Origin of the sequence: Mesorhizobium huakuii, assembly GCF_014189455.1 — a bacterium.
GTDB lineage: Bacteria > Pseudomonadota > Alphaproteobacteria > Rhizobiales > Rhizobiaceae > Mesorhizobium > Mesorhizobium huakuii_A.
In genome coordinates this window covers 3,504,811-3,525,283 of sequence record NZ_CP050296.1, presented here as the reverse complement: position 1 = coordinate 3,525,283, position 20,473 = coordinate 3,504,811, and the positions used below count along the sequence as shown (strand labels likewise).

At 63.5% G+C, this 20,473-nt stretch carries 16 protein-coding genes and 2 pseudogenes; 8 read left to right on the top strand and 10 right to left on the bottom strand.

The window, feature by feature from the left end; translation table 11 throughout:
• Window positions 1-60 precede the first annotated feature (60 nt).
• The 4 genes and pseudogenes from HB778_RS17480 to HB778_RS17465 form a co-directional block, all read right to left on the bottom strand.
• Window positions 61-2,406: a putative bifunctional diguanylate cyclase/phosphodiesterase gene (locus HB778_RS17480; protein ID WP_183464929.1), complete on the bottom strand. Its 2,346-nt coding sequence runs from the start codon at window positions 2,404-2,406 to the stop codon at window positions 61-63.
• A gap of 141 nt (window positions 2,407-2,547) precedes the next feature.
• Window positions 2,548-6,026 (bottom strand): annotated as a pseudogene (locus HB778_RS17475) (indolepyruvate ferredoxin oxidoreductase family protein).
• A 217-nt stretch (window positions 6,027-6,243) separates the two neighbouring features.
• A complete protein-coding gene (locus HB778_RS17470) occupies window positions 6,244-6,783 on the bottom strand; it encodes a hypothetical protein (RefSeq protein ID WP_183464928.1) in 540 nt (179 codons plus the stop codon).
• Window positions 6,776-7,387 (bottom strand): CGNR zinc finger domain-containing protein, encoded by a 612-nt coding sequence (locus tag HB778_RS17465; protein ID WP_183464927.1) that lies wholly within the window; start codon window positions 7,385-7,387, stop codon window positions 6,776-6,778. Before HB778_RS17465 ends, HB778_RS17470 begins: the two co-directional genes overlap by 8 nt.
• Window positions 7,388-7,535: 148 nt before the next feature.
• Between HB778_RS17465 and HB778_RS17460 the strand changes: the two genes are divergently transcribed.
• From HB778_RS17460 to HB778_RS17440, 5 genes are all read left to right on the top strand, one after another.
• Window positions 7,536-8,441, top strand: coding sequence for a branched-chain amino acid ABC transporter permease (locus tag HB778_RS17460; RefSeq protein WP_183464926.1), 906 nt, complete (start codon window positions 7,536-7,538; stop codon window positions 8,439-8,441).
• A 182-nt stretch (window positions 8,442-8,623) separates the two neighbouring features.
• Complete coding sequence (locus tag HB778_RS17455; protein ID WP_095200820.1) at window positions 8,624-9,208, top strand: TRAP transporter small permease subunit; 585 nt, start codon at window positions 8,624-8,626, stop codon at window positions 9,206-9,208.
• Window positions 9,208-10,998: a TRAP transporter large permease gene (locus tag HB778_RS17450; RefSeq protein ID WP_183465127.1), complete on the top strand. Its 1,791-nt coding sequence runs from the start codon at window positions 9,208-9,210 to the stop codon at window positions 10,996-10,998. Before HB778_RS17455 ends, HB778_RS17450 begins: the two co-directional genes overlap by 1 nt.
• A gap of 13 nt (window positions 10,999-11,011) precedes the next feature.
• Window positions 11,012-12,040, top strand: a complete 1,029-nt coding sequence (locus HB778_RS17445; protein ID WP_183464925.1) for a zinc-dependent alcohol dehydrogenase family protein — start codon at window positions 11,012-11,014, stop codon at window positions 12,038-12,040.
• Between the two features lie 287 nt (window positions 12,041-12,327).
• On the top strand, window positions 12,328-12,702 hold the full coding sequence (locus HB778_RS17440) for a VOC family protein (RefSeq protein ID WP_183464924.1): 375 nt from the start codon (window positions 12,328-12,330) through the stop codon (window positions 12,700-12,702).
• A gap of 58 nt (window positions 12,703-12,760) precedes the next feature.
• Here HB778_RS17440 and HB778_RS17435 read toward each other — a convergent pair whose 3' ends face one another.
• Entirely contained in the window at window positions 12,761-13,870 is a 1,110-nt protein-coding gene (locus HB778_RS17435; protein ID WP_096452903.1) for a TRAP transporter substrate-binding protein, read from the bottom strand.
• Between the two features lie 264 nt (window positions 13,871-14,134).
• Between HB778_RS17435 and HB778_RS17430 the strand changes: the two genes are divergently transcribed.
• Window positions 14,135-14,908: a gamma-glutamyl-gamma-aminobutyrate hydrolase family protein gene (locus HB778_RS17430; protein ID WP_183465126.1), complete on the top strand. Its 774-nt coding sequence runs from the start codon at window positions 14,135-14,137 to the stop codon at window positions 14,906-14,908.
• On the opposite strand, the gene HB778_RS17425 is transcribed toward HB778_RS17430, so the two are convergent.
• The 4 genes from HB778_RS17425 to HB778_RS17410 all read right to left on the bottom strand — a co-directional run bounded on the left by HB778_RS17425 (window position 14,909) and on the right by HB778_RS17410 (window position 18,356).
• Complete coding sequence (locus tag HB778_RS17425) at window positions 14,909-15,307, bottom strand: hypothetical protein (RefSeq protein ID WP_183464923.1); 399 nt, start codon at window positions 15,305-15,307, stop codon at window positions 14,909-14,911.
• Window positions 15,308-15,390: 83 nt separating this feature from the next.
• Window positions 15,391-16,374, bottom strand: a complete 984-nt coding sequence (locus tag HB778_RS17420; protein WP_183464922.1) for a 2-hydroxyacid dehydrogenase — start codon at window positions 16,372-16,374, stop codon at window positions 15,391-15,393.
• Window positions 16,371-17,393 (bottom strand): LacI family DNA-binding transcriptional regulator, encoded by a 1,023-nt coding sequence (locus HB778_RS17415; RefSeq protein WP_080511907.1) that lies wholly within the window; start codon window positions 17,391-17,393, stop codon window positions 16,371-16,373. The genes HB778_RS17420 and HB778_RS17415 overlap by 4 nt, the downstream gene beginning before the upstream one ends.
• A gap of 78 nt (window positions 17,394-17,471) precedes the next feature.
• Entirely contained in the window at window positions 17,472-18,356 is an 885-nt protein-coding gene (locus HB778_RS17410) for a DMT family transporter (RefSeq protein ID WP_183465125.1), read from the bottom strand.
• Between the two features lie 464 nt (window positions 18,357-18,820).
• Here HB778_RS17410 and HB778_RS43075 point away from each other — a divergent pair.
• Window positions 18,821-19,432 (top strand): annotated as a pseudogene (locus tag HB778_RS43075) (MFS transporter); the annotation flags it as partial.
• Window positions 19,433-19,515: 83 nt separating this feature from the next.
• Window positions 19,516-20,058, top strand: coding sequence for a hypothetical protein (locus tag HB778_RS43070; protein ID WP_348524756.1), 543 nt, complete (start codon window positions 19,516-19,518; stop codon window positions 20,056-20,058).
• Between the two features lie 5 nt (window positions 20,059-20,063).
• Here the strand turns inward: HB778_RS43070 and HB778_RS17400 are convergent, their stop codons facing one another.
• Window positions 20,064-20,471, bottom strand: coding sequence for a DUF2000 family protein (locus HB778_RS17400; protein WP_183464921.1), 408 nt, complete (start codon window positions 20,469-20,471; stop codon window positions 20,064-20,066).
• Window positions 20,472-20,473: the final 2 nt, after the last annotated feature.

Below are 20,473 nucleotides of genomic sequence, written 5' to 3'. Positions count from 1 at the left end.
ATCGCCCGCACGTGGAACGCCCGACAAAGCGGCGGAACCACCATCAAGGGACCTTCGAAATCACGACAACTGACTGGCTGTCCGTTTGCCGGAACTGGCTGTTCGTTTGCCGGTGAGACGCAGGTCCGCGGCGAATGGCCAGGTGACATTCGACATCGTTTCGATACCCGACGCACTCAGCGCGGCGCCGAAGAGGAAACCTTGCACGAGATCCGGTTTGACCTGCAAAGCCAGGATCTTGAGCTGTTCGAAGGTCTCGACGCCTTCCACGGTCACCGAAAGCCCGAGTGGCCGCGACAGGCTGACAATGCCCTTGAGCAGTTCCAGCGAACGATTGTTCTGGGTGACGTCCATCAGGAACGAGCGGTCGATCTTGATCTTGTCGAGCGGCAGCTTGTGGAGGTAGCTCAGGCTCGAATAGCCAGTGCCGAAATCGTCCAGCGCGATGCGCACGCCGAGCTGCTTCAGTTCCTCGATATACTGGCGCGTCAAAGATTTGTCGTCGAGCAGCGCCGTTTCGGTGACCTCGATCTCCAGCCGGCCGGCGGCGAGGCCGGAATTCGCCAGCGCATCGCGAACCTTCTCGATGACGTCGCGGTTGCGGAAATCCTTGGCCGAGAGGTTGACCGAGACGCTGGTCTGGTCAGGCCATTTGGCGCATTCGGTGCAGGCTGCCTGCAGCACGAAAGTGCTGATCTCGGAAATGATGCCCATTTCCTCGGCCAGCGGAATGAAAATACCGGGCGAAATCGGCCCGAGATCGGGATGATCCCAGCGGCATAGCGCCTCGCAGCTGGCGATGCGCATGGTGCTCATCGCCACGATCGGCTGATAGACCACGCGCAATTCCTTGCTTTCCACAGCGCTGCGCAGATCCGCCTTCATCAGCTGCCGGTTGCGGAATGCCGCGTCCATCGCCGCCTCGAACAGCCGCCAGCCGTTCTTGCCCAGCTCCTTGGCCTTGTAGAGCGCCAGATCCGCCTTGACGATCATGGCGTCGACATCGCTGTCCCTGACCCGCGACAGCACGGCGCCGCCGCTGGCCTGGATGCGCAGCCCATGGCCGGCGACGTCCACCTCGCCCTGCAGCGCCGCAAAGATCTCGTCGATCTGCGTGGTCAGATGGCTCTCGTCCTCGATGCGGTCGAAGAAGACCATGAATTCGTCGCCGCCGAAACGGCTGACGGTGATGCCTTGCCCGGCAACGGCGGCAAGACGCTCGGCGACCGCGTAGATCAACCCGTCGCCGATCGGATGGCCGAGCGTGTCGTTGACGCTCTTGAAATCGTCAAGGTCGAGCACGGCAAGGCCGCAAAAACGATCGCGGTCGCCGGACGCCATCGCCTCGCCGATCAGCTCGTGGAAATAGGCGCGATTGGGCAGGCCGGTGAGATTGTCATAGCGCGCCATGAAGCGGATCTTGTCTTCCGCTTCAACACGCGCCGTCACGTCCTCGAAGGTAATGACACCGAGTTCCTGGCTGCCTTCGCGGGCCGAGAATTCGTAATGCTGGCCGTTGGCGAGGGAAACGAGCACCTTGCGGTCGCGGCCCTCGCGCAGGGCACGCGTCAGCTGAGCCTCGATATAGCGGCAGTCCTTCGGCGCCAGCATGCCGCCGGCAACGCCGCGCATGAGGAGACCATGGATCGACCGCCCGAGCAGCGCATTCGCGGACTTGAGCGACATCAGATGGGCAGCCTCGGCATTGGCCACCACCACCCGGCCATTGGGGCCGAGCATGACAAGGCCGTGCGACATGGTGTTGAGGGCGCGGTCGAACCTGTGCGCGAGCTTCCTCGCTTCCTTGTGGCCGATGACAGCCGAGAAAAGCACGTTGCGGACGTGGTCGGCACTGTTGATCGTGATGAACGTCAACGGGATGATCATCAACCCGAGAACGACCGAGGGGAGATCCATGCGCAGCAAGAGTGCAAGTGCCGCCGGACCAATGAAGGTCACGGAAAAAATCCGCACCATGAGCGGAGAGCCGTAGTTCCGGCCAACAACCGTCACCAGGGTGGCGATGGCCAGCGACGTCGCGGCCAGTTCGGCAAACGGATCGGGATATACATAGATCGATATGAAACACAGCGCGCCCAAGCCGAGGCCCTGGAGGCTGCCCTTGAGGATATAGGTGCGCTCCCACCGCCGCGCCTCTTCGACATTGGCGATTACGCCGCCCGCCTTTCGGAAACCGCGAATGCCGGAGTAGCGGAAAAGGCTGATGGACAGCAGACCAAAAGAAAAGCCCAGAAACAAAGGGTTGTGCGTACGCAGGTAGATCATGAATCCGAGGATCCAGTAGCATACGCCGCCGATCACCAGCATGTGGGCGTTGTCGAACAACGACCGCACAAACTGGATATAAACATCCGCGGGGATGTTTTCGGTTTTTGTTCTGCCCATATTGTCGGCCCAACGCTAAGCCTTGTCATGTCACACCCGCCTTAAGAAAGGCTTAGAACAGTGATTTCGGCTGGGTTGCCAGGGCCTGCAAATGCAGGGCGGATCTGGAAAATCAAGCTTCAGGTAAACAAGGCGTATCCATCATTCGGCGGCCTGAAGTTCCGCCCGCGTCGGCGTGCTTGACAGGCGCCCGAGCAGCCTTTGGCGCTCGCCCGCGCCCTTTGCGCACTGGCCTGCCGGACATGGCCATAGCCGCGGATGAGCGCGGGGAGCGAGACGAGAGCGATCGCCGCATCGGCCTTGCCCGGCGCCAGCGACCTGGCGACGAGCTCAAGATCGCCCTCATATTGTGCCAAAAGCTGCCGTTCCATGCGCCGTTCGGCGGTGTAGCCGAACAGGTCGAAAACGGTGCCGCGCAGGCCCTTCAGCACCGCCAGCACGCGAAAACCCTTCATCATCCACGGGCCGAAGCTTGATTTCCGAGGGCCTCCGTCATTGCCGCGACGGCCCATGATTGGCGGAGCGAGATGGAATTCGAGTTTTTCGTAGCTCTGGAACTGCTTTCCAAGCTCGGCGGCGAAGGACCCGTCGGTGTAGAGCCGCGCCACCTCGTATTCGTCCTTGATCGCCATCAGCTTGAAGAGGTTCCTGGCCGCCGCCTCGGTCACGGCTGTCGAGCCGGGCACGGCCTTGGCCTCGGCAGCGCGCAGCAGCGCCAACCTGTCGGCATAGCGCTTGCCGTAAGCGGCGTTCTGGTAAGCGGTCAGGAAGGCGACACGGCGGGCAATGATCTCGTCCAGCGTCTGTGCGATCGGGTCGGTCTGTCCCGCCTTGCCCGGCTGGGCGACGAGGCCACGCACGAAATCCGGCTGGTGCGCGGCGCGGCGGCCCCAGCGGAAGGCGGCGATGTTCATCGCCACCGCTTCGCCGTTCAATTCGATAGCCTTTTCAACGGCTTCTGCTGAAAGGGGCAGGCCGCCATGCTGGAAGGCAAAGCCGAGCATGAACATGTTGGCGCCAAGCGAATTGCCGAACAGCGATGTGGCGGTGCGGGTGGCGTCGAAGAAATGCGCCTTGTCGTCGCCGGCAGCGGCCCGGATCGCTTTCTTCAGGCGCTCTATCGGCAAGGAGAAATCGGCCGAACGGGCAAACTCGCCGGGCATTATCTCGGCGGTGTTGGCGAGGAAGATCGTATGGCCCTCGCGCACCGCCGTCAGCACCTTCTTGGCGCCCGACACGACGAGATCGCAGCCAAGCACGAGGTCGGCCTTGCCGGCCGAAACGCGGATGGCATGGATGTCGTCCGGCGTGCGGGCGATGCGGACATGGGTGAACACCGAGCCGCCCTTCTGGGCGAGGCCGGCCATGTCGATCATGCCGCAGCCCTTGTCCTCGAGGTGAGCCGCCATGCCGAGCACGGCACCGACGGTGACGACACCGGTGCCGCCGACACCGTCGATGATCGCCGCCCAGCCTTGCTCGCCAAGCGGGAATTCAGCGGGCGTGGGCACGCCGTCGAGCGGATCGGTCTTGCCGGCAAGGCCTTCGGCCTTGCGGATCTTGGCGCCGTGCACAGTGACGAAGGACGGACAGAAGCCGTTGACGCAGGAGAAATCCTTGTTGCAGCTCGACTGGTCGATCTTGCGCTTGCGGCCGAATTCGGTCTCGACCGGCTGGATCGAGACGCAGTTCGATTGTACGCCGCAATCGCCGCAGCCTTCGCAGACCAGTTCGTTGATGAAGACGCGCTTGTCGGGATCGGGAAAGGTGCCGCGCTTGCGGCGTCGGCGTTTTTCGGCCGCGCAGGTCTGGTCGTAGAGCAGGATCGATACGCCCTTGACGTCGCGCAGTTCGCGCTGGACGAGATCGAGGTCGTCGCGATGATGGATGGTGGCACCGGCCGGAAATTCTGCCCTGCCGGCATATTTGTCGGGCTCGTCGGTGACGATTGCGATGCGGTCGACGCCCTCTGCCCGCACCTGCCTGGCGATCATGTCCACTGTCAGGCCGCCCTCATGCGGCTGGCCGCCGGTCATCGCCACTGCGTCGTTGTAGAGGATCTTGTAGGTGATGTTGGCTTCGCTCGACAGGGCGAAACGGATCGCCAGCGTGCCGGAATGGTTATAAGTGCCGTCGCCGAGATTCTGGAAGATGTGGCCGCGCTTCGAGAACGGCGCCTGGCCAACCCATTGCGCGCCCTCGCCGCCCATCGCCGTGAAGCCCAGCGTGTTGCGGTCCATCCACAGCGCCATGAAATGGCAGCCGATGCCGGCGGCGGCGATCGAGCCGTCGGGCACCTTGGTCGAGGAATTGTGCGGACAGCCCGAGCAGAAGAACGGCGTGCGCGAACCGATGTCGGTGGCGTCCGCCAGCATCGCCTGGAACTGGCGCAGTTTCGCCACCCGCGCCGAAATCTCTTCCGACGGGCCGATGGTTTTGACGATCCGCTCGCCAAGGGCGATGGCGATCTCGTTGGGGTCAAGCGCGCCCTTGGCCGGGAACAGCCAGTCGCCGCGCTCATCCTTCTTGCCGACGATGACTGGCTGCGAGGCGGTGCCATAAAGGCTTTCGCGCAACTGCACCTCGATCAGCGAGCGTTTCTCCTCGACGACAACGATGGTGTCGAGGCCACGGGCAAAGTCGGCGATGTGGTGGAGGTCGAGCGGCCAGGGGCAGCCGACCTTGAACAGCCGCACGCCGATGCGGTTGGCGGCGGCCTCATCGATGCCGATATCCTCCAGCGCCTGGCGGACATCGAGATAACTCTTGCCCAGCGTGATAATGCCGAGCTTGGGGTTGCGGCCGCCCGAATAGACGATGTGGTTCAACCCATTGGCATGGATGAAGGCGGAGGCCGCGGCGCGCTTGTACTCGTGCAGCCGCTCCTCCTGGCCGAGCATGTCGATCTCGTGGCGGATGTTGAGGCCGCCCGGCGGCATGTCGAACTCCGGCACGACGATGTTGAGCCGTTCGAGCGAGGCATCGACCGAGGCTGTCGATTCGATGTTGTCCTTGACGCATTTGATCGCCGCCCAGGTGCCGGCGAAACGCGACATGGCAAAGCCGTAGAGGCCGTAGTCGATGATCTCCTGGACGCCGGCCGGGTTGAGGATCGGCACCATCGTGTCGACGAAGAGGAATTCGGTGGCGTGCGCATTGGTCGAGGATTCGGCCATGTGGTCGTCGCCCATCAGGGCGAGCACACCGCCATGCTTGGACGAGCCGGCAAGATTGGCGTGGCGGAACACGTCGCCCGAACGATCGACGCCCGGCCCCTTGCCGTACCAGACGGAAAAGACGCCATCATGGCTGCCCTCGCCCAGCAGTTCCGTCTGCTGCGATCCCCAGCAGGCGGTTGCGGCAAGCTCCTCGTTGAGGCCGGGCTGGAAGACGATATCGGCCCCGGCGAGCTGCTTCTTCGCCTTCCACAGCTGCATATCGAGGCCGCCAAGCGGCGAGCCGCGATAGCCGGAGACGAAGCCGGCCGTGTTCAGGCCGGCGCGACGGTCGCGCTCGCGCTGCATCAGGAGCATGCGGATAACCGCCTGCGCGCCGGACAGGAAGATGCGCTCCTTTCCAAGATCGAACTTGTCGTCGAGCGCGACATCATGCAGCGTCATCAGGCATTTCCTCTGCGATGGCCGCGCGGGGGAAGCGGCCAACGTCGGGATCGGATGACGCATCCTTTCTCCCCTTGCAAGGCAGGTCAAACAAAATCGCAGGGGCCAGGCAACGCGCAACAAACAGTCCGGCGGGTGCCGGACCACGCATGAAACCGCGCGCCAACAATGCTGGGCGCACGAAAATTCCGGCGGGAATCGACGCTGTCGGAAGGTGTCAGCCGGCTTTCGAGCAGTCCGGCTTCGGTTCGCCCGGCAGCTTGCCGTCGGGGTGGCCGGCGAGATCGGGATTGGCCGTGTAGAGCTGGTCGACGACCAGCGGCCGGTCGGGCAGGATCGACTGGTCTTCCGTCGACATCAGCGTGGTGTCGATCTTCTGCAGGACCGCGCCATCAGCGCCCTTGATGCTGATGGCGATGGCGTAGGGCTTGTTCTTGACGATGCAGGTCAGCGCCGGGCTCTCCAGGCTCACCTTGTCGAGCTTCGGCCAGACTTTCTGCTCGACCACCAACGGTGCGCCGCCGGCAGGGTTCTGGAAGCTGGCAACCGCCACTTGGCCCTCGCCCATCGGCTGCAAGGGACGCAGCGTCACGACGTAGGTCGCCCTGGCGAGACGGTAGTTGAAGACGAATATCTTGCCGGAAACCTCGAACAGCTTGCCCTCGCTGTCCTTACCGGTGTCGCGGCAGGCGCCGAGCGCGACGGCGGCGATCAGCGCGGCGCCGACGACGATCGAACGGGAAAATCCTCTAAACATCCTTGACCTCATGGGCCGCCATGCGGCGGCGACGATAGTGACGACTTGCCTTCTGCCGGTTGCCGCACACGGCCATGTCGCACCAAAGGCGGCTGGAATTGCGGCTTCTGTCGACGAACAGCCAGGTGCAGTTTGGACAGATCCTGAGCCTCGCGACCGTGTCGTCGCGCAGCAGCGATAGGGCCGAAACCGCCAGCGCCGCCTCGAAGGCGATCGGCGCCAGGGGATCGCCGAACGGTCTTCCCGGCGCGCCGATCTCGGTCCGGCTGCCGGCCAGCCCCTCGGCACAGGCGCGCAGGAATTCGGGCAGGTCGGCGCTGGCGACAGCGCCCTTCGACACAGCGCCGCGAAACAGCCGGTCGGTCGTCTCGCGGATCGACAGCACGACGGGCGCGATTGCCGTGGGCGAAGATACGGTAAGCCGCCGGTCGCCGAGCTCGGCGGCGCGAAAGCCGCTAGCCGCATCGGCGAAGCGGGCGATTTCGACGGGATCATCGAAACGGTCGAATGTGCGCTCCGGATCGCCGCGCAGCACCACGGTGTTCGCCGTGTCGAGCGCGAGCAGGCCGCCGGTGAAGCGGTGTGGGGTCCAGGCAACCGTCATGCCGCAAAATCTAACCGATAAATCGCATTTGACAAGTTAGATTCGACGATGCAAACCTCCGATGCGCACGGTATTGTCGCCTTTGTCTCGAGCATTCCGTCGTCCCAGGCCGCTGCGGTTGGGCGAGATGCTTCTGGTGTTGTTGAGCATGCTCTATTTTTTCCAGCAGGTGCTGAACGGGCTGCATTCGGGCGCGCTCTATGCGCTGCTCGCCTTCGGCTATGTGCTGATCAACGGCATCCTGCACCGCACCAACCTCGCCTACGGCGCGCTGTTTGCCTTCTGCGGGCAGGCAATGATCCTGAGCGTCGCCTTCGGCTATCAGGTGCTGTGGCTGACACTGTTGGCGTCGGTGCTGTTCGGCGTCGTCGCGGCATTCCTTTATGCCGCGCTGATCAGCCATGTCCTGTCGCGCAGCGTCTTCGAACCGCTGGCCGACCGCTCGCCCAATGCCATCGTGGTGACCACGCTGGGCATCCTGATCGTCTTGTCGGAAGCAAGCCGCATCGCGGCCGACACGCATGATCTGTGGCTGCCGCCAATGCTGGCAGAGCCCATCGTTTTCGCCGAAGGCTCCGGCTTCAAGGCGACGCTGACGCTGATCCAGGTGCTCGACTGCGCGGTGGTGCTGGCAGCGGTTGCACTCGCCACCTCTGCATTTGCCCGCTCCAACTTCGGCCGCTGCTGGCGCGCTGTCTCCGATGACCCACGCGCCGCAGCCCTGTGCGGCGTCGATGTGCGTTACGTGTTCCGGCATGCCGTGCTGCTCGGTGGCTTCTGCGCCGCGCTGGCCGGTGTCATGGCCAGCCTCTATTATGGCAATGTCAGCTTCGGTTCCGGCCTCGTCTACGGCCTGAAGATCCTGTTCGTGACGGCGGTCGGCGGCTATCTCTCGCCGCCACGGGCAGCACTTGGCGCGGCCGCCTTCGGCATGGCCGAATCACTGTGGGCCGGCTATTTCCCGCTCGAATGGCGCGACGCGTGGATGTATCTGTTCCTGGTGGCCATGCTGATCCTGATCGGCGCCGGCCGCGACACCGGCAAGGTCGTCTGAACCATCAGACTTTGGTTGCATGACGCCGGGGCAGACCGCCCTTGTCCGGCCCCGCCCTTCATCCGATACCGTTTTGCTGCTTCGGTCCGTGTTGACCCGTCCGGCCACGCGCGGCATACCGTTGGGCCACGCGGCGTGACGGCAGGGGGAGCCGGCACGCCATCGGCACAAGGGAGGACTGCATGGAAGGGCCGCTCGCTCTGTCACGGGGCATCGACCGCCTCAATGAATTCATCGGCAAATCGGTATCCTGGCTGATCCTGCTGGCGATCCTGGTGAGCGCGGCCAACGCCGTCATCCGCAAGGTCTTCGACATTTCGTCGAATGCCTGGCTGGAGCTGCAATGGTACCTGTTCGGCGCCGCCTTCATGCTGGCTGCCGCCTATACGCTGAAGCAGAACGAGCATATCCGCATCGACATCGTCTACGGTCTGTTTTCACGCCGCGTGCAGCACTGGATCGACCTTCTCGGCCATCTCCTCTTCCTGATGCCGTTCGTGACGCTGATGGTGTTCTATTTCGTTCCCTACGTATCCCTGTCGTTCCGCAGCGGCGAGATGTCCAACAACTCCGGCGGGCTCATCATCTGGCCGGCCAAGGCCATCCTGCTGGTCGGCTTTTTCCTGCTCGCGCTGCAGGGCATTTCCGAAATCATCAAGAAAATCGCCATCATGCGCGGCGACATGGACGACCCCAATCCGTTCATATCGGCACATGAGCAAGCCGAACTCGAAGCCAAGGCACTGGCCGACGAGGTGCGCTCATGATGGAATTCATCGCCCAGAACATGGCGCCGATCATGTTCGCCTCGCTGATCATCTTCCTGCTGATCGGCTACCCCGTGGCCTTCTCGCTGGCCGCCAACGGCTTGATGTTCTTCTTCATCGGCGTGCTCCTCTCGCCCTATTCTGGTGGATCGATCAATCTCGCCTGGCCGCTTCTGCACGCACTGCCGGATAATTTCTACGGCTCCAGGGTGATGTCTAACGACACGCTGCTGGCCATTCCGTTCTTCACCTTCATGGGCATCGTGCTCGAACGATCCGGGATGGCGGAGGATCTGCTCGACACGATCGGACAATTGTTCGGGCCGATCCGCGGCGGCCTCGCCTACGCAGTGATCTTCGTCGGCGCGCTGCTGGCGGCGACCACCGGCGTGGTGGCGGCATCCGTCATCGCCATGGGTCTGATCTCGCTGCCGATCATGTTGCGCTACGGCTACGACCGCCGGCTGGCTGCCGGTGTCATCGCGGCGTCCGGCACGCTCGCCCAGATCATCCCGCCATCGCTGGTGCTGATCGTGCTTGCCGACCAGCTCGGCCGCTCGGTCGGCGACATGTATGCCGGCGCTCTGATCCCGGGCCTGGTGCTGACCGGCCTCTACGCGCTCTACATCCTGATCATGTCGATCGTCCGGCCGAAGTCGGTGCCGGCTCTGCCGCTCGAGGCCCGCACGCTCGGCCACGGCGTTCTGTCGCTGCTGGTGGCGCTGGTGGTGGCGGTGGCCATCTCCTATGCCGCGTATCGCTATCTCGCCCCAACCCATGGCGACAATGCCGACATTCTCGGCGCCTCCGTAGGGGTGCTCTTCATCTACATCGTGGCAATTGCCGACAAACGCCTGAACTTCAACATGATGTCCAGGCTGGCGCAGCAGGTGGTCATCGTGCTGATCCCGCCGCTGGCGCTGATCTTCCTGGTGCTTGGCACCATCTTCCTCGGCATCGCCACGCCGACCGAGGGCGGCGCCATGGGCTCCGTCGGCGCCTTGATCATGGCAGCGGCAAAAGGTCGGCTGTCGCTGGACGTGATCAAGCAGGCACTGACCTCGACGACGCGGCTGTCGTCCTTCGTGCTGTTCATCCTGATCGGCGCGCGCGTGTTCTCGCTGACCTTCTACGGCGTCAACGGCCACATCTGGGTCGAACACCTTTTGATCTCGCTGCCAGGTGGCGAAGTCGGCTTCCTGATCGGCGTCAACATCCTCGTCTTCTTCCTGGCCTTCTTCCTCGATTTCTTTGAGCTGGCCTTCATCATCGTGCCGCTTCTGGCGCCGGCGGCCGACAAGCTCGGCATCGACCTGATCTGGTTCGGCGTGCTGCTCGGCGTCAACATGCAGACCAGCTTCATGCATCCGCCCTTCGGCTTCGCGCTGTTCTACCTGCGCTCGGTCGCCGCGCGCGTGCCCTATCTCGACCGCCTCACCGGCAAACAGATCGCGCCGGTGACGACCGGCCAGATCTATTGGGGCGCGGTGCCTTTCGTCCTGATCCAGGTGGTGATGATCGGGCTGACCATCACCTTCCCGCAAATGGTGATGCGCTACAAGGGCACGGCGATCGATCCGGGCACGATCGACTACAAGGTGCCGGAGGTGCCCGGCCTGTCGCCGCTCGGTACACCGCCGGCTGCCGGCACGGCCCCTGCCAATGGTGGCAGCGCACCGGCCGCGCCCGGCACACCAGACCTGTCGCAGCCGCCAAACTTCGGCGATGCGCCGCCGGCCAAGCCGGCGACACCGGCGCCGGACTTGTCGCAGCCGCCGAGCTTCAACTGATGGAGACGACGCCATGAAAGCGGTACGGCTGGAGGCGGTTGGCAGCATAGCGCTGCGTGAGGTCGACAAACCTGTCCCCGGCCCGGACGAGCTTCTGGTGCGCATCGAAGCCTGCGGCGTCTGCGGCACCGACCGCCACCTCTTCCATGGCGAATTTCCTTGCCGGCCACCGGTGACGCCCGGACATGAATTTTCGGGCATCATTGAGGCGGTCGGCAACGCCGTCTCCGGTTTTGCCGTCGGCGACCGTGTCACCGGCGATCCCAACATCGCCTGCGGGCGATGCCCGCATTGCCATGCCGGCCGGGTCAATCTCTGCCGCAATCTCAATGCCATCGGCATCCACCGCGATGGCGGCTTTGCCGAGTATGTCGTGCTGCCGCAGAAACAGGCCTTCATCCTGCCCGCCGACTTGCCGCCGACGCATGGCGCCTTCTGCGAGCCGCTCGGCTGCTGCCTGCATGGCGTCGACCTTGCCGAGATCAGGCCGGGCAGCTCGGTGATCGTGCTGGGCGGCGGCGTGATCGGCCTGCTCACCGTGCAGCTGGCGCGGCTGGCCGGCGCCACGACCATCATCCTGTCGACCAGGCAGGCCTCGCGGCGCGCCCTTGCCGAGGAACTCGGCGCGACAGCGACGGTCGATCCCACCGCCGTCGATGTCATAGAGGCCATCGCCGGAGCAGCTGGGCTGGTTCCCGGTGGCGCCGACGTGGTGTTCGAATGCGCCGGCGTGCGCGACACCGTCGAGCAGTCGATGCGGCTGGCAAGGGCCGGAGGCACGGTCGTCATCGTCGGCGTGACGCCACAAGGCATGAAGGCGGAATTCGAGCCCTTTGACCTGCTGTTTCGGGAATTGAAGGTGGTCGGCTCGTTCCTCAATCCCTATACGCATCGCCGTGCCGCCGAGCTGATCGCGTCGGGTGCGATCGAGATCGACCGGCTGATCTCCAGGCAGGTGCCGCTCGAAGAGGCGGCCGATGTGATCGCCAATCCGCCGGCGCCCGGGGAGGTCAAGGTGCTGGTGGTGCCGAGCCGGCCCTGAGCCAAGGCCAGCCGCGCCCCGGCCGCTTGCCGCCACACCGCCGATCGGCTATTCAGCCAGCGCCGAAAAAGACATGACCGGTTCGGTAGTCTGGTCTCCTCCGTTCCTGTTTTTCGAGCGGAGGCCTGTTCGCCGCATGAATATGCGGGAGAACCCGCGGCCGGCAAGCGAGGCGAAAGCCCGCGGGCCGGTTGGGCCATGTCCGGATTTTCCTGATATTACGGTCCCGCCGGTTCTCGGTCTGCAGCCAAGCCTGTCCGCGTTTCAACCGTGACAGGACAAAGACCATGAAACTGAACCACCTCAACCTCACCACATCAGAAGTCGCGGCTCTTGCCGGCTTCTTCACCAGCCATTTCGGCTTCGAACTCGTCGCCATGCGCGGCAAGCAAGCCTTCGCGATCCTGCGCGGAGCCGATGGGTTTTCCCTCAACCTGATGACGCCAGGCAAGGGAGAACCCGCCGCTTACCCGGACAGCTTTCACGTCGGCTTCTTCATCGGCAACCCGGACCTTGTACACGCCAAGCAGGCTGAACTTGCCGAAGCGGGCTTCGCGCCGGGTGAGGCGCAGGATCTGACGCGTGGCGGTGTCGACTCGACGAGCTTCTACTGCCTTGCGCCTGGCGGAATACTGATCGAGGTCAGTTCCTTGCAGGCCTGAAAAGAAAGAACCCCGGGCGTGTCGCCCGGGGTCTTTCAACCAATGCGATGGGATAGTTTTACAGCTTGCCGTTGCGCTGCTGGACCATCATGAAGGTGTCGTAATTGTACTCGGCCACCTGCGCCCAGAGATAGTGCTCCTTGCGGAAGCCTTTGATCGATTCCCAGATCTTCTTGAACGGCGCGTTCGAGGCCTCCATTTCGGCATAGACCTCGTTGGCCTTCTCAAAGCAGGCGGCCATGATCTCCTGGCTGAACGGACGCAGTTTGGCGCCGCCGGCTACCAGCCGTTTCACCGCTGGAGGGTTCACATAATCGTATTTCTGCAGCATGTCGGCGTCGGCAGCTTGCGCCGCGGTGCGCAGCAGCGACTTGTAAGCCGGCGAAAGTTCCTCGTATTTCGCTTTGTTGAACATCAAATGGACGGTCGGGCCACCTTCCCACCAGCCGGGATAGTAGTAATAGGGCGCGACCTTGTAGAAGCCGAGCTTCTCGTCGTCATAGGGGCCGACCCATTCAGCGGCGTCGATGGTGCCTTTCTCCAGCGCCGGATAGATGTCGCCGCCGGCGATCTGCTGCGGCACGACACCGAGCTTCTGCACCACCTTGCCGGCGAAGCCGCCGATCCGCATCTTGAGGCCGGAGAGGTCGGCGACGGTGTTGATCTCCTTGCGGAACCAACCGCCCATCTGCACGCCGGTGTTGCCGCCCGGCAGGCCGAAAAGACCTTGCGTAGCGAGGAACTCGTTGAACAGGTCGATGCCGCCGCCATGGTAGTGCCAGGCATTCATGCCGCGCGCGTTGAGCGAAAAGGGAACCGCCGCGCCGAGCGCCCATGTCGGGTCCTTGCCCCAGTAATAATATGCCACCGTGTGGCAGGCCTCGACCGTGCCGGCCGTGGTGGCGTCGGCGGCCTGCAGGCCGGGCACGAGTTCGCCCGCGGCAAAGACCTGGATCTGGAAATTGCCGTCGGTGGCTTCCGACAGCATCTTGGAGAACACCTCGGCACCGCCATAGATGGTGTCGAGCGATTTCGGGAAGGACGACGCAAGCCGCCATGTCACCTTGGGATTGGACTGGGCGATTGCCGGGGCGGCAAGCGTTGCCGCCGCCGCCGCGGCGCCGACGCCGGTCACGCCGGCCTTGCGAATGAATGAACGACGATCCATGCAGTTCCTCCCTTTTGGATCAACAGACCGACATTCGGGAAATCCTCGGGCTCCCGCATCGGTTGGCAGAAACAATACACAGGCGAGAAGTCTAGTCCAGCACGGCGGCCGGATTTGGTAACCAAGCCATGCGACCCTGCAACTATAGTCTAACAGGCGGCTTGGTGGCCCATGCGACACGCTGAAACTTGCCATGGAAAAACCACAGCGGATCGCCTATTTTGAAGGCAGGATACCCCTTGCCAGATGGAAACCAGAGCCAAAATGCAGCAGCCGCTCGTCGCCATATCGACCGACGTCCGTCAGTTCGACAACTACACCTGGCATGCCGCCCCACAACAATATCTGGAAGCAGCGATCACCGGTGCGGGCGTGTTCCCGCTGCTGGTGCCGTCGTTCGGCGACAGGCTCGACTTCGACGAACTGCTGTCTTCCGTCGACGGCGTCATGGTCACCGGTTCGAAATCCAACGTGCACCCCTCGCTCTACGGTGGCGATGCCAGCGAAGCCAACGGTCCCTATGATCCGGCGCGCGACGCCACCACGTTGCCGCTGATCCGCCGGGCGATCGAGCGCGGCGTGCCGCTGCTCGCCATTTGCCGCGGCATCCAGGAATTGAATGTCGCGCTCGGCGGCACGCTGGGCACCGAGATCCAGGAGCGCGAGGGTTCGCTCGACCACCGCGCACCAGTGAGCGATAAACAGGATGAGCGCTTCGCCATCCACCAGACCATTTCGATCAAGCCGGGCAGTTGCCTCGCCGGCGTGTTCGGTGCCGGCGACATCAAGGTCAATTCCCTGCATCGCCAGGCGATCGACCGGCTGGGCTCGAAGCTTGAGATCGAGGCTGTCGCCACTGACGGCACGGTCGAAGCGGTTTCGGTCAAGGGCGCCCGGGCCTTCGCCGTCGGCGTGCAATGGCATCCGGAGTACTGGGTCAACTCGGACAGCAACTCGGCCAAGATCTTCCGCGCTTTCGGCGATGCCGTGCGCCTGCACGCTGCCGCAAAGGCCGGTGCGCGGGCCGCCGCAGAGTAATCAGTCGTCAGTCTTCCGGTCGCCCGCCAGCGACAGCAAGGGCGTGGCGGGCGCATAGGATTCGTAACCGTCGCCATCTGCCACGGCGAAGGTGACAATCGGATCGACGCCGTTGGCACTGAAGGCCACCGTGCCGTCATTCTGTTCACGCCAAAACTTTGCCCGTTCTATGCCAGGCAGCAGACGACGGCATGTCGGAGCGACGGTAAGCAGGGACAAGCCATCCGAAATTTCGGCCCCGCGGCTCACCGCGCAGGCCGCCTCATCGCCATTGGCGACCAGCCTGTAGGTGTTGGACGACGTGGCCTCGTTGGCGAGGCTTTCCCCATTGCCGTCATGAAACAGTTGAACGCCGCCAAACAGGGCGGCGATTGCAACAAAGGCGGAAAGCACTCTCATCGTTCTTCATCCATGCACGCGCTCAGGATGAACAATGATTCCAAAGGGTTAAGCTGGCGTTAATAAGTGTGGCAAACGGCCACTCAGTCGCGCGCCTTCACATGCGCCGTCTCCGGCACCGGTGTCAGCGGCCGACGCTCGGTGAACCACGACACCAGATTGTCGACGCACAGATCCGCCATGGCGCGGCGCGTGTGCTCCGAGGCCGAGCCGACATGCGGCAGCAGCGACGTGTTGGGCGCATCGAGCAGTGCCTTGGGCACGTTGGGTTCGTCGGCGAAGACATCGAGCCCGGCGGCGGCGATGGTGCCGTCGGCAAGCGCCGCGGCTAGGGCTGCCTCGTCGACCGTGCTGCCGCGGCCGATATTGACGAAGACGCCGTTGGCGCCGAGCGCCGACAGGATCTCGGCATTGACCGCCTTCTGCGTCGAAGCACCACCAGGCGCCACCGAAATCAGCGTATCGACCGCTTCGGCGAGGCCCTTCAGCGTTGGATAATACTGATAGGCAAGACCTTCGACACGGCGCCGGTTGTGGTAGGCGACCGGCAGGCCGAACGCCTCCAGCCGCCGGGCAATGGCCTGGCCGATACGGCCCATGCCGAAAATGCCGACTCGGCGCGCGCGCAAGGTCAGCCGGCTCAGCGGATAGTTGCCCTTGCGCAGCCAGTTGCCGTCGCGCAGCCAGTTTTCCGCGCGTGGCAGGTCACGGATCGTGTTGATCAGCAGCCCGATCGCGGTGTCGGCGACCTCTTCGGTCAGAACGTCGGGCGTGTTGGTGACCATGATGTTCTTCGCCGCGGCATGGCCGACATCGACCGAGTCATAGCCGACGCCGAAGGAAGCGATAAGTTCGAGATTGGGCAGCGCGTCCATCATCGCCGCGCTGATGCCGGCGAACGAGGCAATGCCACGCACCGTGCGGCGCATCTCGTCGGTGACCAGCGCCGGATCGGCGCGCTCGATCCTGACCTGGTTGAAGGTACGGTCGATACGCCTGACGGCATGGTCGCTGAAGTCCGCCGGCACCAGAATGGCAACGGCTTGCAGTTGTTCGGCCTTGGTCATGCACGCTCCACCGGCTTGCCGGTCGACTGGCGCACATGCAGTTCCGGCTTGATCAATTCCTGCGAGGGCCGCACCGTCTGCCCGTTGAGCTTGTCGAGCAGCGCGCTGGCGGCGCGGCGGCCAACCTCGCGCTGGCCGTTCCAGACGGTGGTGAGCGCCGGTGTGGCGATCGCCGCCTCCTCGAGATCGTCATAGCCTGTAACGGAGATGTCGATGCCTGGCACCAGGCCGGCGCGCGCAATGCCGTTCATCAGGCCGATGGCGACGAGATCGTTCCAGCAGCAGGCGGCAGTCGGTCTGTCCTTCAGCGCCAGGAACTGCCCGGCGGCCTCGAAGCCGGCCTGCTTGGTGCGCGGGCCGGCGATGCGCCAGGACGGCCTGACTTCAAGCCCGGCCGCCTCCATGGCGTTGACATAGCCCTGATAGCGGTCGCGGCCGGTCGAAGTCTGGTCGGTGCCACCGATCATGGCGATGCGCTTGTGGCCAAGCGAGATCAGATGGTTGGTGGCAAGCCCGGTGCCATAGGAATCGTCGCCGCGAAACACCGGCACGTCGGCGCCCTCGACGGTGCGGGCAATCAGCACCGCCGGCAGGCCGTTCTCCTCGGCCATCAAAATGTCCGCTGCCGGAGTGCCGATGGCCGGCGACATGATGACGCCGTCGGCGCCGAGCTGCAGCAGCGTGTCGATGAAGGTGCGCTGCTTCTCGAGCTGGTCGTAGTGGTTGGACAGGATGAAGGTCTGCCGGCTGCGATCGAGCTCGCTTTCGATTGAGCGCAATATCTCGGCGAAGAACGGATTCATAATGTCGTGGACGACGACACCGACAATGCCCGAGCGCGAGGTGCGCAGGCTGGCGGCGCGGCGGTTGTAGATATAGCCGATGGCGCGTGCATGTTCCTTGATGCGGTCGCGCGTCGAGCCGGCTACCAGCGGGCTGTCGCGCAGCGCCAGCGACACGGTGGCCGTGGACACGCCGAGCGCATCGGCGATCGTCGAAAGCTTGATTTTTTGTGCCAGCGCCTTGCGCTCCCCGAACGAGCTGAATTCCGACCTAAACAGTTTAAAGGCGGCGTTATGCCACCGATCGGGGGCAAATCAAAGTTTTTTTGCCAGCGCCTCGGCCTCGACATCGGAGGCCGCGCGGCTCTGCAGCCGAAGCCGGTGCTCGCGGTGGACGATATAGAGCCCGCTGGCGACGATGATGGCGGCGCCGACCAGCGTCCAGCGATCCGGGAACTGCTTGAAGACGATCCAGCCGGAAATGATCATCCACACCATCTGCGAATAGGGATAGGGGGCGAGCGCCGTGGTCGTCGCCAGCCGGTAGGCCTGGACCAGCAGCCAGTGCCCGACACCACCGAACACGCCAAGCATGAGCAGGATGAACCAGTGCCAGCCATCATGCGGCAGCGAGAAGGAAAACGGCAGCATGGGCAGAAGCAGCACCGCCGGCGCCAGCGCCGAAAACAGGATCAGGCTTTCCGGCGTCTCGGTCGACGACATGCGGCGCGTCATGATGACATAGAAGCAGTTCGACAGCATCGAGCCGAGCGCGAAGAGATGGCCGATGCCGAAGACGCCGACACCTGGCCTTGTGATGATCAGGACCCCGGCGAAGGCGGCCAGGATAGCCAGCCAGCGCCGCCAACCGGCCCATTCGCCGAGCAGCGGGCCGGCAAGTGCGGTGATCACCATCGGGCCGAAGAAGTAAATCGACGTCGTCTCGGCCAGCTGCAGCGAGCGCAGGGCCAGGATGTTGCACATAGTCGAGCCGAACAGGAACACACCGCGCAACACATGCGCCGGCAGGTTGACCGGGCGAAACCGCATCGGATCGCGCCAGCTCCGCAGGAGTGTGCCGACCAGCAAGACATGCACGGCAAAGCGCACCCAGGCGACGATCAGCGCGGAAACGCCGGCCAGGACGAGATATTTGCTTGAGGTGTCGAGGAAGGTGAAGAAGACGTAGGTGGTGAGCATGCACAGGATCGCCACCGGCGGCGTCGCGCTTTCGACATATCTTTTGGAAGCATTCACGTGCAGGCCGGGGAAAGCTGGGCTGGAGCCCACCTTTGCGGGAATTGTCGCTTGCCGGCAAGCCAAAAGCGCCTGGCACAACAAGACGCTCCGACAGGCTTAGATCAATTCACCGTTTCACACTTGTTCCTGGAGTTGCTCCAGCAGGCCACATGCATGGCTCTGTTGCCGATCGACGTCGAGAGCGTGCTGCCTTGACGATATGCACCTTTTGCGCCTAGCTCTGGTGCCATGAACATCGCAACGGCTTTGATCGTCGTAAGGGAGCGCATGGGCAGGATGGTGTAACCATCCGGCGAAAGCACCCATGCGCGGTAAGCAGGCTCCTGACGGGGCCTTTTTTATGCCCGGAATTTAGCCGCCCCGTCAGACCCTCCCTTCAATCCACCGACAAGGCGAGCGAGATCATGGCGAACGATAACCCCATTCGGAGTCCGGGCACGGACATGCTCGAGACAACGGTCATCACCAAACCCGTTGCTCCACCCCGGCTAATTACCCTTATCCTGCTTTCGGCTCTTGCCGTGTTGCCGGTGAACATGATTTTGCCGTCGCTGCCGAACATTGCCGCAACGTTCCGAGCCGATTTCGCATTGGTCAATCTGTCGGTTGCCGGCTTTGCGATCATCACCGCCGTCATAGAGGCCATCGGAGGCACACTATCGGACCGATTTGGGCGCAGGCCGGTCGTCTTGATATCTCTCTCGATCTTTGTCGCGGCGTCCATCGGCTGCGCTCTGGCTCCCAATATCGGCACTTTTCTTCTGTTTCGCGCGATGCAGGCGTGCATCGGCCCCTGCTATTCGGTCGCTCTGGTCATCGTTAAGGAGACATCGGACGAGCGCGAAGCCGCCAGCAAATTCGGTTATCTCGCCATGGGGTGGGCGCTGGCGCCCATGGTCGGTCCTTTGTTTGGCGGGTCGCTGGACGAATTGTTCGGATGGCGCTCAAGCTTCGTTGTCTTTGCGATCCTCGGGATAACTGCCTTCGCCCTGTCCATGCGCGAGATCAGAAGAATTCCATTGCCGAGATCGAACAGGAACTACCTTGCCTCCTATCGGGTGCTCCTGGGTTCGGCGCGGTTTGGGGCTACACACTGTGCATGGCCGCCTCGATGGGGGTGCTTTATGTGTTCCTGGGCGGAGCCCCATTGGTCGTCGGTGACGCGCTCGGTGGATCAAGCGCGAAGCTCGGCTTCTACATGGGACTGGTTCCGACCGGCTTCATTCTCGGCAGCTATCTGGCCGGGCGTTACGCCTCGAAGACGTCACTGGGCGCCATACTCGTTCTTGCGCGCCTCCTGACCTGCGCCGGCCTGTTGGTCGGTCTGGTCCTGTCATGCTTTGGCATCACGCACATCCTGGCCTTCTTTGGACCTTGCCTGTTCATTGGCGTCGGCAATGGATTGACCATGCCTGCCGCCAACAGCGGCGCCTTGTCGGTACGACAGGACCTGGTCGGCACCGCCGCAGGACTGGCCGCCGCAATGCGGATCGGCGGCGGGGCACTCATAGCCGCCATCGCCGGCCTGTTCCTGGCAAGGTCAATCCCTGCGCTGTTGGTCACGATGCTGATATCTGCGGCACTCGCATTGTCGGCGGCACTGTATGCCGCTCATCTCGATCGGCGGCAGCGAGCTGGTTGAAATCCTTATGTATGCATACGGGCGCCCTTGGTGATCTTGTCGACCACCTTCTTCTCGGCACGCAGGGCGATGCCGACCACCTTGGCGTCTTCCGGCGCGAATTGCGCGAAAACGGCGCGGTTGGCGGCGTCGAAGCCGGTGGAAAACATCTCCTCGACATAGAGCGAGGTCGTCACGCCGCGCTCCAGCGCGCGCCGGTGGATGGTGGCCAGCGTCGCCTGGTCGGCCGACAGCACGATGACCGGCTGGATCGACAGCGGATTGTAGAGATTGCCGGATCGGTCGCGATATGGCTCGCCGATGATGTCGGGAAACTGCGCGACGATGCCGCTGGTCAGGAAGGCGGTGACGTTGAGCTTCTGCCAGACGGGCAAGTCTTCCCGCAGCACGATTGCAAATTTCGTATCGAACATGA